The sequence below is a fragment of the Amycolatopsis sp. GM8 genome (assembly GCF_021653975.1).
In the GTDB taxonomy this organism is placed as follows: domain Bacteria; phylum Actinomycetota; class Actinomycetes; order Mycobacteriales; family Pseudonocardiaceae; genus Amycolatopsis_E.
In genome coordinates this window covers 967,105-980,061 of sequence record NZ_JAJKFK010000002.1, presented here as the reverse complement: position 1 = coordinate 980,061, position 12,957 = coordinate 967,105, and the positions used below count along the sequence as shown (strand labels likewise).

Genomic DNA, 12,957 nt, shown 5'->3' with positions numbered 1-12,957 from the left:
AACCATCGATTCACTTCTTCGTGCAACTGTCAGTCGGCGGTGCGGCCGTAGCGGGACGCGATGTCGCCGTAGCGAGCCAGCACGGCCGCGCGCAGTTCGGGATCCGTTCGCGGGACCGGCTCGATGAAGACCTCGGTCACGTCGGAGAAGGCCACCTGCAACTCCCCGGCCAGGCGCACGCAGGCGCGTTCGAGGTCCGCGGCGGTGAGCGAGTCGTCGAAGTCCACCCGGCTGCAGACCAGGATCTGGTCGGTGCCGAGCAACATGGTCTGCAGGTCGACCACGGCCTCGATCTCCGGCGCGCCGGCCAGCAACTCCCGGATTCCGCGCACCACAACGGGATCCGCCTGCCTGCCGATGATCAGCCGCAGGTTCGTCAGGCCGAGGCTCCACGCGACGACCGCGAGCAGCACGCCGATCAGGATCGACGCGAGGCCGTCGTAGAGCGACGACCCGGTGAGTTGGTGCAGCAGCAGACCGAGGAACGCGAGCACCAGACCGACGAGCGCGGCGGAGTCCTCGAAGAACACCGACTTCGGCGCCGGGTCGTCGACCAGCCGCAGGTACGCGGAGATCGAGCGCTTCTGCTCACGGGATTCGCGGCGCACCTGGCGCATCGACTGCGCCCACGACACGCCTTCCAACACGAACGAGAGGGCGAGCACGATGTAGCCGACGATCGGCCTCGACTGTTCCTCCGGCTCGCCGAAAACCGTCGAAAACCCTTCGTAGAACGAGAACACCGCGCCCGAGACGAAGATCGAGACCGCGGCCAGCAGCGACCAGAAGTACCGCTCCTTGCCGTAGCCGAAGGGATGCGCGAAGTCCGCGGGCTTGCCCGATCGGCGCAACGCGGTCAGCAGCAGGATCTCGGTGATCGTGTCGGCGACGGAATGCGCCGCTTCCGACAGCAGGGCGCCGGATCCGGTGAGGACACCCGCGACCGCTTTCATAATCGCGATGACCAGATTGACCGCACCCGCCAGTACGACGGTCAGGGTGCTTTCGCTCGCCGGCTCCTGCTCGCTCACCGGCCGATCTTAAAGGCGCTGCAGCCCTGCCAGCACCCGGCGCATCAGCGCCATCTGCGGGCGCCCTTCGGCGGTTCGCTCGGTGCCGTGAATGTGCAGCAACCCCAATTCCGCCATATCGGACAACAGAACCCGGGCCACGCCGAGCGGGATCGACAGGTTGGCCGCGACCTCCGCGACCGACAACGGCCGGGCGCACAACGCGCGCACCGGCTGGTACTCGCTGTTCAGCGCGCTGCCGGTCCAGCGCGCGTCGGCACGCACGTTGACCATCGTCTCCAGCGCGAGTTCGTGGGTGGCCTGGGTGCGTCCCTTGGTCAGTACATAGGGGCGGACCCGTGGGCCGACCGCGTCCTCGGTCGGGATGTCGTCACCGAACCGGGGCACCGGCGGCACCGGGGGCGCGGGCTCGCGCTCGGGCCAGCCCGGCTCCGGGTCGGGCTCCGGTTCGACGGTGCCGACCACCTCGGGTTCGTCGAACCGTTCGAGCTGCCGCTCCGTCGGAAACCGCGCACCCGACGGGCGCGACCGCCGCGATTCCGTGGACTCGACGGGGGCTTCGCCGGCGAACCGTTCCAGTTGTTTCGCCGACGGGAAGCGGGCACCAGCACGCGCGGCAGGCGGCTTGTCAGCCGGATCGCCGTCGGCGGTCGTGCCCATGTCAGCCCCGTTCGCGCAGGTCACATTGTCTCGCCGACAACGCTGGCTGCGAGGAAGTCAAGAATAACGTGGCTGTCGACCCCCGTTCGGGGGGTGCGCGCGATTAATCGATTTCCAGCGGATCCGCCTCGGCGGCCGGGAGCGGCTCCACAGCGGGCGCCGGCACCGGCTGCGGCTCCCGCTTGACCGCGTCGAGCAGCAGCTGCGAAACGTCCACGACCTCGACCTTCTCGTTCGCCAGGCCATCGTTCTGGCGCGCGGTGACGCCGTCGGTGAGCATCACGCGGCAGAACGGGCAGCCGGTCGCGATCTTCGACGGCGCTGTGCCGAGCGCCTCATCGACGCGCTCGAGGTTGATCCGCTTGCCGATCTTCTCTTCCATCCACATCCGCGCCCCACCGGCGCCACAGCACATCGACCGGTCGCCGTGCCGCGGCATCTCGCGGAACTGCGCGCCGGACGCGCCGACCAGCTCACGCGGCGCCTCGTAGATCTTGTTGTGGCGGCCCAGATAGCACGGGTCGTGGTAGGTCACGTCGTCCGCGATCGGCGCCACCGGCACCAGCCGCTTCTCCCGCACCAGCCGGTTCAGCAGCTGTGTGTGGTGCACGACCTCGTACTGGCCGCCCAGCTCCGGGTACTCGTTGGCGATCGTGTTGAAGCAGTGCGCACAGGTCACGACGATCTTGCGCGCGCCGGCCGGGCGGTCTTCGAACACCGAGTTGAGCACCTCGACGTTCTGCTGCGCGAGCATCTGGAACAGGAACTCGTTGCCGGCGCGCCGCGCCGGGTCACCGGTGCAGCTCTCCTCCGGGCCGAGCACGGTGTACTTGACGTCCGCGAGGTGCAGCAGCTCCGCGACCGCGCGGGTGGTCTTCTTCGCCCGGTCCTCGAACGCGCCGGCGCAGCCCACCCAGAACAGGTACTCAGTATCGGCAGGCAGCTCGGCAGAGTCTTCACCGAACACCGGCACCTCGAAGTCGAGGTCGTCGGCCCAGGCGAGCCGGTCCTTGGCGTTCTGCCCCCACGGGTTGCCCTTGTTCTCCAGGTTCTTGAACATCCCGTTCAGCTCGCTCGGGAAGTTCGACTCGATCATCACCTGGTAGCGGCGCATGTCGACGATGTGGTCGACGTGCTCGATGTCCACCGGGCACTGCTCGACGCAGGCGCCGCAGGTGGTGCACGACCACAGCACGTCCGGGTCGAGCACGCCGCCGTCGTCGCCGATCAGCGCGCGGTCGGCTTCGGCGATGGCGAGCACGTCGATGCCGGCGTACGGGTTGTCCCCGGTGAGGCCGACCTCCTCGCCCGCCATGTCCTTCTTGCCGCCCGCGAGCAGGTAGGGCGCCTTCGCGTAGGCGTGGTCGCGCAGCTGCGTGATGACCAGCTTGGGGGACAACGGTTTTCCGGTGTTCCAGGCCGGGCACTGCGACTGGCAGCGACCGCATTCGGTGCAGGTGGTGAAGTCCAGCCAGCCCTTCCAGCTGAAGTCCTCGATCTTGCCGGCGCCGAAGACGTCCTTCTCCGGGTCGGCCTCCTCGAAGTCGAGCGGCTTGCCCGCGCTCATCATCGGCTTGAGCGCGCCGAGCGCGACCCCGCCGTCGGCCTCGCGTTTGAAGTAGATGTTGAAGAACGCGCTGAACCGGTGCCAGGCCACGCCCATCGTCAGCGAGCGGCCGACGATGAGCAGCCAGATCATCCCCGACAGCAGCTTGACCAGCGCGGTGATGGTGACCGCGGCGGTGCTCGCGGGAAGGATCTCACCGAGCGGCTTGGTGACGAAGCTGCTCCACAGTGCCGGGTCCTCGACCCCGGAGGCGATCTTGAACGCCTTCACGCCGAGGATGCCCAGGCCCTCGACGATCACCACGGTCTCGACGAAGTACGCCTGCTTGAAGTTCGACCCCGCGAAGCGGGACTGCCGGTCGGCGCGGCGCGGGTGGTTGAGCTGGCGGATGATCACGAGCGCGATGCCGCCGACCACGGTGCCGAGGCCGAGCAGTTCGGTGAGCAGCAGCCATGGTTCCCACGCGCCGATGATCGGCCAGTGGAAGTGCGGGTCGAACGTCTCGCCGTAGGCCTCGAACCAGGCGAGCGAGCCGATCAGGAAGCCCCACATCACCATCCAGTGCCAGGGGCCGACGTGCCGGAACTTGTTCATCCGCGTGTGCGCGGCGAACTCCTTGATCAGCGTGCCGAGGCGCGACCGGAAAGGGCCGTTGCGGGTCGCGTCCGGCTGGCCGAGGCGAATGATCCGCACCATGCGCCACACGCCGGCGACGAACACGATCCAAGCGACGATGCTGATGGCGACGCCGACCACGCCGAGCGTGATCTGCAGAGCACCCATGATCGGGCCCTTTCGTCCGTATGTGGTGGTAGACGGGAGACTAACGGCTGGTACCAGTGAGTAACCAATTGATGTGGCGTACAACTCCCTAGAAAGCGGGACGATCGTTCAGGTAGTTTGGCCGTGTGATCGCCTATCTGCTGCTCGCCGTGGCCATCGCGGCCGAAGTGACCGGCACGGTCTCGTTGAAGCTCTCGGACGGCTTCTCGAAGCTGGTGCCGTCGCTACTCGTGGTCGCCGGCTACGGCGTGGCGTTCGCCCTGATGGCCCTGATCCTGAAGATGGGGCTGCCGGTCGGCGTCGTGTACGCCATCTGGGCGGCCGCGGGCGTTGCCCTGGTCGCGCTGATCGGGGTGGTGTTCCTCGGCGAGCACCTGAACCTCACCATGGTCGGCGGGCTCGTGCTGGTCATCGGCGGTGTGGTGCTGCTGGAACTGGGGGCGGCGAAATGAAGGCCCAGCGGGACGGCCGCAAGGCGCGCGGTGAGCGGCGGCGACAGGACCTCATCGAGGCGACCCTGCGAGTGATCGAGCGGGACGGGGTCGCCGGCGTGACGCACCGGACCGTCGCGGCGGAAGCCGGCGTGCCCACGACCTCGACGACGTACCACTTCGCGAACCTCGACGAACTGCTGATCGCGACGCTCATCTCGTGCGCGAAGGACATGGCGACCGAGGTGTACTGGACCATCGACAGCGCTCGCTCGCACGGCAGCCTCGGGGCGACGGAGGTGGCCGGTCTGCTCGCGGAAGCGCTCGGCCCGCGCCGTGGGCGCACGATGGCCGAGTACGAGCTGTACCTGCTCGCCGCCCGCCGCCCCGAGCTGCGGCCCGCCGCGCGACGATGGCTCGACGTGCTCACGTCGATGGTCCGGCCGGACGATCTCGTTGCCCTGCGGGCGTTTCTGGCCGGTATCGACGGGCTGCTGATCCAGGGGCTCATCGACGACGAGCCGCCGACCGCGGAGGAACTCAAGCCGGTGGTGGAGTACCTGCTCCGGCCGCATTGAGGTGGCGGGCCAGGAACTCCTTGTCCAGCCCGGACCAGCGCACGCTGCGATGATCGCCCGGGTTGGCGTGCAACGTCTTCTCCGCCGAGGCGAACGCGTCGAACAGGGCGAGTGCGGATTGCCGCTCGACGTGCTCGTCGTCCCACGGGAGCAGGAACTGGACCGGGACGGTGATCCGTCGCGCCGCCTCGATCAGTCCGTCGTGGACGACGAACCCGCCGCCGAAGATGGCGGCGCTGATCCTGGGCTCGATCGCCGTCAGCGGTATCCCGATCGCGGTGCCCAGCGTGATGCCACCGCCGTAGCCGATCGGCGCTTCGGTGCCGATCTCGGGGAGTTCCCGCAGGGCGTCGAGGGTCGCCTGCCATTCGGGCACGGCGCGCTCGGCCAGTGCGATGCCGTAGGCGACGCTGATCGACTTGACTCGCCCGGCGTCGCCCGCCTCCATTGCCTGCCGGAGGCCGGCGCGGATCTGCTCGTCCTCCGCGGTGCGCGGGCGGTCGCCGTGTCCGGGTGCGTCGATGGCGACCACGGTGAAACCCCAGGTGGTCACCGCGTCACGGGCCCGGGCGGCCAGCGCCGGTGTCTTCTTGTGCTGGCCGCCGCCGTGCCCCATCAGCACCAGCGGCGCGCGCTCGGAACCGGACGCGGGTGACCAGAGCACGCCGGGGACCTCGCCCACGACGAAATCGCGTTCGACGACACCGTTCGACGAGGTCTCCGCGGTGAAATCCACAGGCAGCACGTGCCGAAAGCTACCGGCGGCACCTCGTGCCCGGCCAACCATTTTCGCTCTGGTGGCTTGGCCGGCGAACACGGCAAGATCAGAGGGCATGACGACGAAGAAGGACGCTGCCGACGCCGTGCTCGCCGCCAAGGTGCGACTGGGGCTGAGCTGGGCCGATCTCGCCGAAGCGCTCGGCGCCCCACTGGTCTGGACCACTGCGGCCCTGCTCGGCCAGCACCCGATGAGCAAGGCACAGGCCGAGAAGGCCGCGGAGATCCTCGAACTGCCCGCGGACGTGGAACTCGCGCTGCGCCTGCAGCCGACCCGCGGCGCACTGGAATCAGCGGTGCCGACCGATCCGACCATCTACCGGTTCTACGAGGTCCTGCAGGTCTACGGGCCGACCATCAAGGAACTCATCCACGAGCAGTTCGGCGACGGGATCATGAGCGCGATCAACTTCCGGATGGACGTCGAGCGCGTTCCCGATCCCGCCGGCGACCGCGTCGTGGTGACCCTGGACGGGAAGTTCCTGCCCTACCAGTGGTAGGGATGCTGGGAAGTGGCCTGCGTGGCGGTGCGGGTGGCGGAACCTGAGGCGGCCCCTGGCTCCGGGATCTCCTCCTCATGAATGCCAATTCACCACGTCGGAGCTGTCCTCGCCAGGAACCACCTCAGAACCCGCGGCGGTGCGAGCTGACGGCCCACAGCAAGCGGCTCCGCCGCTTATGAAACAGAACTTAGCTTTCGAAGACCGGCACGATGCTCGCGCGGCCGAGGGTGTGGCTGAACAGGTTGAAGCCGAGGAACGCCGGGCTCGCCTCGCCCGGGATGTCGAGCGTCTCCACGTCCAGCGCGTGCACCACGAAGTAGTACCGGTGCGGCCCGTGCCCGGCCGGCGGGGCCGCGCCCAGGTACTGCCGCACACCGCCGTCGTTCTTCAACGTCACCGCGCCCGCCGGCAGGCCTTCGCCGTCCGGGTTGCCCGCACCGGACGGCAGCTCCGTCACCGACACCGGGATGTTGAACACCGCCCAGTGCCAGAAACCGCTCACGGTGGGGGCGTCCGGGTCGTAGCAGGTCACGGCGAAGCTCTTCGTCTCCGCCGGGAAACCCGCCCAGGACAGCTGCGGCGAACGGTCCTCACCGCCGGGCACGCCGAACATCCCGCTGGTCTGCGGGGCGGCGAGCGTCGCGCCGTCGGTCACGTCGGAACTGGTGACGGTGAAACTGGAAACCTGGGGCAGAAAGTCGTAGGGGTTCGGTGCCTGAGCCATCGGTCCTCCTTGTCCGCGAACAAGATCAGGCCTGCAGCGTAAGTAGGGGACACCCCAGGGTCGAACCGGGGGCGTTCCCTGATGTCCCCGGGTCCTGCCCGGTCTTAGCGTCTGGTGCACAGAAAAGCTGACTGGGGAGGACGCAATGGGCAGACCGGCACTGGCGATCGGGGGAATCGTCCTCATCGGCGCTGGCGTCGCCGTCGCGGTCGGCTGGTGGTGGCCCCAGCACGCCGACGCGCAGACCCAGGTGGTGCAGCGCGTGCAGAGCGTCCGGCTGGACACCCAGTCCGGGGACGTCCGGATCAGCGCCCGCGATGTGACCTCGACCTCGGTGCACGAACGCTTCCGGTACTCCGGCTCCCGGCCCGGCCAGACCTACCGGATGGACGGCGGCCAGCTCGTGCTCACCGACTGCGGCGCGAACTGCTCCGTGGACTACGAGATCGTGGTCCCGCGCGGGACGACCGTCAGCGGCAACGCCACCTCCGGTGACATCGAACTTCAGGGCGTCAGCGCCGACGTGAGCAGCACGTCCGGCCAGATCGACGTGAACGACGCCACCGGTCCGGTGAAGGCCCACTCGACCTCCGGCGACATCTCCGTCCGCCTCGCCGGGCCGCAGGACGTGAGCGCGGAGGCGACCAGCGGGGACGTCGACCTGCGGGTACCGGACAACCACTACCGGGTCGACGCGCGGACCACCTCCGGCGACCGGAACATCGAGATCGCGACCGACCCGGCCGGGCCGTACGTGCTGGATCTCCAGGCCACCAGCGGCGACATCACCGTGCGGCGCAGTTAGCACGGCGAGCCGGGAACAACGTCGCGAAGCCAGTCGTTGCAGCGGGAGAAAGGTTGAGCGCCCCCGGCTCAAGTCTGGTTTGACGGGAGCGGTCCGGCGAGATAGAACTTGCGCGGGGCCCGCTCAAGGCGGGCGTGACACCGCAGCTCAGGCAGCATACAGCACAGGAGGAGAACCACCATGGCGCGAGCGGTCGGCATCGACCTCGGCACGACCAACTCGGTCGTAGCCGTCCTTGAGGGCGGCGAGCCGACGGTCATCGCCAACTCCGAAGGCTCCCGGACCACCCCGTCCATCGTCGCCTTCGCCAAGAACGGCGAAGTGCTGACCGGGCAGCCTGCCAAGAACCAGGCCGTGACCAACGTGGACCGGACGATCCGGTCGGTCAAGCGGCACATCGGCACGGACTGGAAGACCGAGGTCGACGGCAAGACCTACACGTCGCAGGAGATCAGCGCCCGCGTGCTGATGAAGCTCAAGCGCGACGCGGAGGCCTACCTCGGCGAGGAGATCACCGACGCGGTGATCACCGTCCCCGCGTACTTCGAGGACGCGCAGCGGCAGGCCACCAAGGAGGCCGGCCAGATCGCGGGCCTGAACGTGCTCCGCATCGTCAACGAGCCCACCGCGGCGGCCCTGGCCTACGGCCTGGACAAGGGCGAGAAGGAGCAGACCATCCTGGTCTTCGACCTCGGTGGTGGCACCTTCGACGTCTCGCTGCTGGAGATCGGCGAAGGCGTCGTCGAGGTGCGCGCCACCAGCGGTGACAACCACCTCGGTGGTGACGACTGGGACGAGCGCATCGTCACCTGGCTGGTCGACAAGTTCAAGGCCTCGCACGGCATCGACCTGACCAAGGACCGGATGGCGCTGCAGCGTATCCGCGAGGCGGCGGAGAAGGCGAAGATCGAGCTGTCCAGCTCGAACTCGGCCAGCATCAACCTGCCCTACATCACGGTCGACGGGGACAAGAACCCGCTGTTCCTGGACGAGACCCTGTCCCGCGCGGAGTTCCAGCGCATCACCTCGGACCTGCTCGACCGCACCCGGCAGCCGTTCAACAACGTCATCCGCGACGCGAGCATTTCGGTCGGCGACATCGACCACGTCGTGCTCGTCGGCGGTTCCACCCGGATGCCCGCGGTGTCCGACCTGGTCAAGGAGCTGACCGGCGGCAAGGAGCCGAACAAGGGCGTGAACCCGGACGAGGTCGTCGCGGTCGGCGCGGCGCTGCAGGCCGGCGTGCTCAAGGGCGAGGTCAAGGACGTCCTGCTGCTCGACGTGACCCCGCTGTCGCTGGGCATCGAGACCAAGGGCGGCGTGTTCACCAAGCTCATCGAGCGCAACACGACCATCCCCACCAAGCGGTCGGAGATCTTCTCCACGGCGGACGACAACCAGCCGTCGGTGCAGATCCAGGTGTTCCAGGGCGAGCGCGAGATCGCGGCGCACAACAAGAAGCTCGGCATGTTCGAACTGACCGGGCTGCCGCCGGCCCCGCGTGGCGTGCCGCAGATCGAGGTCACCTTCGACATCGACGCCAACGGCATCGTGCACGTGACCGCGAAGGACCTGGGCACCAACAAGGAACAGTCGATGACCATCACCGGTGGCTCCGCGCTGCCGAAGGACGACATCGAGCGGATGGTCAAGGACGCCGAGGCGCACGCCGAGGAGGACCGCAACCGCCGCGAGGAGGCGGAGACCCGCAACCAGGCGGAGACGCTGGTCTACCAGACCGAGAAGTTCGTCAAGGACAACGACGAGAAGCTGCCCGAGGACATCAAGGGCAAGGTCAAGACCGCGATCGACGAGGCCAACGAGGCGCTGAAGGGCACCGACACGGCCAAGATCAAGGAAACGATCGAGAAGCTGAACACGGCTTCGCAGGAGCTGGGCACGGCGCTGTACGCCAACGCGCAGCAGTCCAGCGCCGGTGACACCGGTGCCACGGGTGGCGACGGCGGTACCTCCTCCGCCAAGCCGCAGGATGACGTGGTCGACGCCGAGATCGTGGACGAGGACGAGAAGAAGTGACTGGGAAGCACTTCCGGGACACCGAAGAGCAGGAGCGGGAGGTGCCAGAACCGGTGGTGGTGCGGGATCGTCGCAAGATCGACCCCGAGACCGGTCAGGCACGCCAGCCGGAGCCGGAGCCGGCCCCTGAGGAGGCCGGCGGGCCTTCGCTCGGCGAGTCCATTGTGGACGATGCTGTCGGCGTCGAGTCGGACATCGAGAAGCAGCTCGCCGAGCGCACCGCGGACCTGCAGCGGCTCCAGGCGGAGTACGCCAACTACCGCAAGCGGGTCGACCGTGACCGCGAGGCCGTGGTCCTCGGGGCGAAGGCCACCGTGGTGAGCGACCTGTTGCCGCTGCTGGACGACCTCGAGCGGGCCGAACAGCACGGCGATCTCACCGGCGCGTTCAAGTCGGTGGCGGACAAGCTCGTCGCCGGCCTGCAGCGGGCGGGCCTCGAGCCGTTCGGCACGGAGGGCGAGCCCTTCGACCCGAGCGTGCACGAGGCGGTGCAGCACAGCACCTCGCCCGACGTCGCGGGCCCGACGGTGACCACGGTCCTGCGCCGCGGCTACCGGTTCGGCGACCGCGCCCTGCGGGCCGCGCTGGTCGGGGTCACCGATCACGAGCCGGCCGCGGCCGCGCTGGTCGACCAGCCGGTCGAAGGTGAGCTGCCGGTGGAGCAATTCCCAGATGAGAACGATCACTAATTCAACGCAGAGGGGAGGAGACGTCCGGTGAGTGCACGGGAGTGGATCGGCAAGGACTTCTACCGCGAACTGGGCGTCTCCTCCGAGGCGTCCCAGGACGAGATCAAGAAGTCCTACCGGAAGCTGGCCAGGGAGAACCACCCGGACGCGAACCCCGGCAACACCGAAGCCGAGACGAAGTTCAAGTCCGTCTCCGAGGCGTACGGCGTGTTGTCGGATCCGGCCAAGCGCAAGGAGTACGACGAGGCGCGGCAGCTGTTCGGCGCCGGTGCGGGGGCGGGCGGTTTCAACTTCCCCGGCGGTGGCGGCTCGGGCACGTTCGACGTGAACGACCTGTTCGGCCAGGGCGCCGCCGGTAACGCGGGCGGTTTCGGTGGGCTCGGTGACATCCTGGGCGGCCTGTTCGGCCGCCGCGGTGGTGCCGCCGGTGCGACGACGAGCACCCGCGCCCAGCGGGGCGCGGACGTCGAGACCGATGTCCGGATCGACTTCGCCGAGGCGGTCAAGGGCGCGACCCTGCCGCTGCGGCTGTCGAGCCCGGCGACCTGCAAGACGTGTGGTGGCAACGGCGCCAAGCCCGGCACGAGCCCGCGGACCTGCCCGGTCTGCCAGGGTTCGGGCCTGGTCAGCCGCAGCCAGGGGGCGTTCGCGTTCTCCGAGCCGTGCCGGGAGTGCCGGGGCCGCGGCAAGATCATCGACGACCCGTGCCCCGAATGCCACGGCGAGGGCATCAGCACCCAGACCAGGACGCTGACCGTGCGGGTGCCCGCCGGGGTCGACGACAACCAGCGGATCAGGCTGGCCGGACAGGGCGAGCCGGGCCGGGGCGGAGCCGCGGCCGGTGACCTCTATGTCCGGGTGCATGTCAACCCGCACAAGGTGTTCGGCCGGTCGGGTAACGATCTGACGATCACCGTGCCGGTGAGTTTCGCCGAGCTGACGCTGGGTGCCACGATCACGGTGCCCACGCTGGAGGGCAGGGTGTCGGTGAAGGTGCCGCCGGCCACGAACAACGGCCGGGTGCTGCGCGTGCGCGGCAAGGGCATCGCCAAGCGGGACGGGTCGACGGGTGACCTCCTGGTGACCCTGCAGGTCGCCGTTCCGTCCAAACTGGACGGTTCGGAGAAGGAGGCGCTCGAAGCGTTCGCGGAGGCGTCGGCCAAGCATGATCCCAGGCCGGAGATCACGGAGATGCTCAAGGAGCGGTGATGGCTTTCGGTGGCTTGCCCCATGGTGCGGACGAGGACACGCCGGTCTTCGTGATCTCGGTGGCCGCGCAGCTGTCCGGGCTGCACGCGCAGACGCTGCGCACGTACGACCGGCAGGGCCTGGTCTCGCCGGGCCGCACCGCGGGCGGCGGGCGGCGATACTCCATGCGGGACATCGCGCTGCTGCGCGAGGTGCAGCGGCTGTCCCAGGAGTCGGGCGTGAACCTGGCCGGGATCAAGCGGATCATCGACCTGGAGAACCAGGTCGATGCGCTGCGGGCGCGAATCACCGAACTCACCGAGGAACTGGCGGTCGCCTACGCCGCGGCCGAGCAAGCCGCGGCGGCGGTGCACGCCTCGTACCGGAAGGACCTCGTGCCCATCCGGCAGGAGACGTCGTTGGTGGTGTGGAAGCCCAGGCGGAAATAGCGACGCGCCGGAGTTTCCGGCGCCTCGGCGGTTAGCGCAAATGCTGCGCGAAGAAGGCGAGGACGCGGCGCCAGGCGTCCTCGCTGGACTCGCGGTGGTAGCCGAAGCCCGCGTAGCGGGCCAGGATGTTCAGCGGGCCGATCGGGAACTGGTTCGCGAAGCTGTGCCCGGCGTCCGGGTATTCCTTGACGTCGTGCGGAATCCCGCGATCGGTCAGCTCCTGCTCCAGTTTGGCCGCGGTGCCCTTCAGGCTCGGGTCCCGCTTGCCGAAGCTCGCCACGATCGGGCAGGCTTCGTCCAAAATGGACAGATCCGTCGGCAGTCCACCGTAGTACGGCGCCGAAGCGTCGAAGCCCTGCGTCGCGGCGACGATCGCGAAGCCGCCGCCCATGCAGAAGCCGACCACGCCGACCTTCCCGCTGCAATCCGGCCGTTCGGAGAGCAGTTGCCGCGCGGCGGAGATGTCTTCGAAGGCCTGGCCCTGCGCTGCCGTCAGCTCGCGGAACACCGTCTTCACACACCGCAGGAGACCGCCGCGTGAGTACAGATCCGGTGCCAGCGCGAGATATCCGGCCGTGGCGAACCGGTTGGTGATGTTGCGCGCGTCCTCGGTCAGCCCGACCGCGTCGTGGATCACCACGACGCCGGGCCATGGTGGCGCGCCGGAGACCTCCTGCTGAGGCTCGGCCAGGTAACCGCGAATGGTGCCGTCCGCCACGGGGATGTCCATGGCGC

General features: G+C 68.8%; 14 protein-coding genes. 8 read left to right on the top strand and 6 right to left on the bottom strand.

The genetic code is table 11. From position 1 onward, the window contains the following. Positions 1 to 29 precede the first annotated feature (29 nt). From LOZ83_RS12230 to LOZ83_RS12220, 3 genes are all read right to left on the bottom strand, one after another. Positions 30 to 1,031, bottom strand: a complete 1,002-nt coding sequence (locus LOZ83_RS12230; protein ID WP_236790570.1) for a cation diffusion facilitator family transporter — start codon at positions 1,029 to 1,031, stop codon at positions 30 to 32. A gap of 9 nt (positions 1,032 to 1,040) precedes the next feature. After that, complete coding sequence (locus LOZ83_RS12225; RefSeq protein WP_236790569.1) at positions 1,041 to 1,691, bottom strand: DUF742 domain-containing protein; 651 nt, start codon at positions 1,689 to 1,691, stop codon at positions 1,041 to 1,043. 103 nt (positions 1,692 to 1,794) lie between these two features. Further along, complete coding sequence (locus LOZ83_RS12220; protein ID WP_236790568.1) at positions 1,795 to 4,041, bottom strand: (Fe-S)-binding protein; 2,247 nt, start codon at positions 4,039 to 4,041, stop codon at positions 1,795 to 1,797. A gap of 125 nt (positions 4,042 to 4,166) precedes the next feature. On the opposite strand from LOZ83_RS12220, the gene LOZ83_RS12215 reads away from it, so the two are divergent. Both LOZ83_RS12215 and LOZ83_RS12210 read left to right on the top strand, forming a co-directional pair. After that, on the top strand, positions 4,167 to 4,493 hold the full coding sequence (locus tag LOZ83_RS12215) for a multidrug efflux SMR transporter (RefSeq protein ID WP_236790567.1): 327 nt from the start codon (positions 4,167 to 4,169) through the stop codon (positions 4,491 to 4,493). After that, positions 4,490 to 5,050 (top strand): TetR/AcrR family transcriptional regulator, encoded by a 561-nt coding sequence (locus tag LOZ83_RS12210; protein WP_236790566.1) that lies wholly within the window; start codon positions 4,490 to 4,492, stop codon positions 5,048 to 5,050. The genes LOZ83_RS12215 and LOZ83_RS12210 overlap by 4 nt, the downstream gene beginning before the upstream one ends. On the opposite strand, the gene LOZ83_RS12205 is transcribed toward LOZ83_RS12210, so the two are convergent. Continuing rightward, entirely contained in the window at positions 5,013 to 5,795 is a 783-nt protein-coding gene (locus LOZ83_RS12205; protein WP_236790565.1) for a dienelactone hydrolase family protein, read from the bottom strand. The genes LOZ83_RS12210 and LOZ83_RS12205 overlap by 38 nt on opposite strands. 88 nt (positions 5,796 to 5,883) lie before the next feature. On the opposite strand from LOZ83_RS12205, the gene cynS reads away from it, so the two are divergent. Continuing rightward, entirely contained in the window at positions 5,884 to 6,327 is a 444-nt protein-coding gene (gene cynS / locus LOZ83_RS12200; RefSeq protein WP_236790564.1) for a cyanase, read from the top strand. A 190-nt stretch (positions 6,328 to 6,517) separates the two neighbouring features. On the opposite strand, the gene LOZ83_RS12195 is transcribed toward cynS, so the two are convergent. Continuing rightward, a complete protein-coding gene (locus LOZ83_RS12195) occupies positions 6,518 to 7,054 on the bottom strand; it encodes a YbhB/YbcL family Raf kinase inhibitor-like protein (protein ID WP_236790563.1) in 537 nt (178 codons plus the stop codon). Between the two features lie 145 nt (positions 7,055 to 7,199). On the opposite strand from LOZ83_RS12195, the gene LOZ83_RS12190 reads away from it, so the two are divergent. From LOZ83_RS12190 to LOZ83_RS12170, 5 genes are all read left to right on the top strand, one after another. Continuing rightward, the gene (locus LOZ83_RS12190) at positions 7,200 to 7,859 is read left to right on the top strand and encodes a DUF4097 family beta strand repeat-containing protein (protein WP_236790562.1); all 660 of its coding nucleotides are present in this window, start codon (positions 7,200 to 7,202) and stop codon (positions 7,857 to 7,859) included. Between the two features lie 180 nt (positions 7,860 to 8,039). Continuing rightward, the gene (dnaK, locus tag LOZ83_RS12185; protein WP_236790561.1) at positions 8,040 to 9,896 is read left to right on the top strand and encodes a molecular chaperone DnaK; all 1,857 of its coding nucleotides are present in this window, start codon (positions 8,040 to 8,042) and stop codon (positions 9,894 to 9,896) included. After that, the gene (gene grpE, locus LOZ83_RS12180) at positions 9,893 to 10,585 is read left to right on the top strand and encodes a nucleotide exchange factor GrpE (protein WP_236790560.1); all 693 of its coding nucleotides are present in this window, start codon (positions 9,893 to 9,895) and stop codon (positions 10,583 to 10,585) included. The genes dnaK and grpE overlap by 4 nt, the downstream gene beginning before the upstream one ends. Before the next feature lie 27 nt (positions 10,586 to 10,612). Next, entirely contained in the window at positions 10,613 to 11,794 is a 1,182-nt protein-coding gene (gene dnaJ, locus LOZ83_RS12175; RefSeq protein ID WP_236790559.1) for a molecular chaperone DnaJ, read from the top strand. After that, positions 11,794 to 12,222 (top strand): heat shock protein transcriptional repressor HspR, encoded by a 429-nt coding sequence (locus tag LOZ83_RS12170; protein WP_236790558.1) that lies wholly within the window; start codon positions 11,794 to 11,796, stop codon positions 12,220 to 12,222. Before dnaJ ends, LOZ83_RS12170 begins: the two co-directional genes overlap by 1 nt. A gap of 31 nt (positions 12,223 to 12,253) precedes the next feature. Here LOZ83_RS12170 and LOZ83_RS12165 read toward each other — a convergent pair whose 3' ends face one another. After that, positions 12,254 to 12,952, bottom strand: a complete 699-nt coding sequence (locus tag LOZ83_RS12165) for a dienelactone hydrolase family protein (RefSeq protein ID WP_236790557.1) — start codon at positions 12,950 to 12,952, stop codon at positions 12,254 to 12,256. Positions 12,953 to 12,957: the final 5 nt, after the last annotated feature.

Excerpts from the sequence above, each read along its gene's own strand:
- LOZ83_RS12225 (WP_236790569.1), bottom strand. The coding sequence starts at position 1,691 with ATGGGCACGACCGCCGACGGCGATCCGGCTGACAAGCCGCCTGCCGCG.
- LOZ83_RS12220 (WP_236790568.1), bottom strand. The coding sequence starts at position 4,041 with ATGGGTGCTCTGCAGATCACGCTCGGCGTGGTCGGCGTCGCCATCAGC.
- LOZ83_RS12210 (WP_236790566.1), top strand. The coding sequence starts at position 4,490 with ATGAAGGCCCAGCGGGACGGCCGCAAGGCGCGCGGTGAGCGGCGGCGA.
- cynS (WP_236790564.1), top strand. The coding sequence starts at position 5,884 with ATGACGACGAAGAAGGACGCTGCCGACGCCGTGCTCGCCGCCAAGGTG.
- LOZ83_RS12195 (WP_236790563.1), bottom strand. The coding sequence starts at position 7,054 with ATGGCTCAGGCACCGAACCCCTACGACTTTCTGCCCCAGGTTTCCAGT.
- LOZ83_RS12190 (WP_236790562.1), top strand. The coding sequence starts at position 7,200 with ATGGGCAGACCGGCACTGGCGATCGGGGGAATCGTCCTCATCGGCGCT.
- dnaK (WP_236790561.1), top strand. The coding sequence starts at position 8,040 with ATGGCGCGAGCGGTCGGCATCGACCTCGGCACGACCAACTCGGTCGTA.
- LOZ83_RS12170 (WP_236790558.1), top strand. The coding sequence starts at position 11,794 with ATGGCTTTCGGTGGCTTGCCCCATGGTGCGGACGAGGACACGCCGGTC.
- LOZ83_RS12165 (WP_236790557.1), bottom strand. The coding sequence starts at position 12,952 with ATGGACATCCCCGTGGCGGACGGCACCATTCGCGGTTACCTGGCCGAG.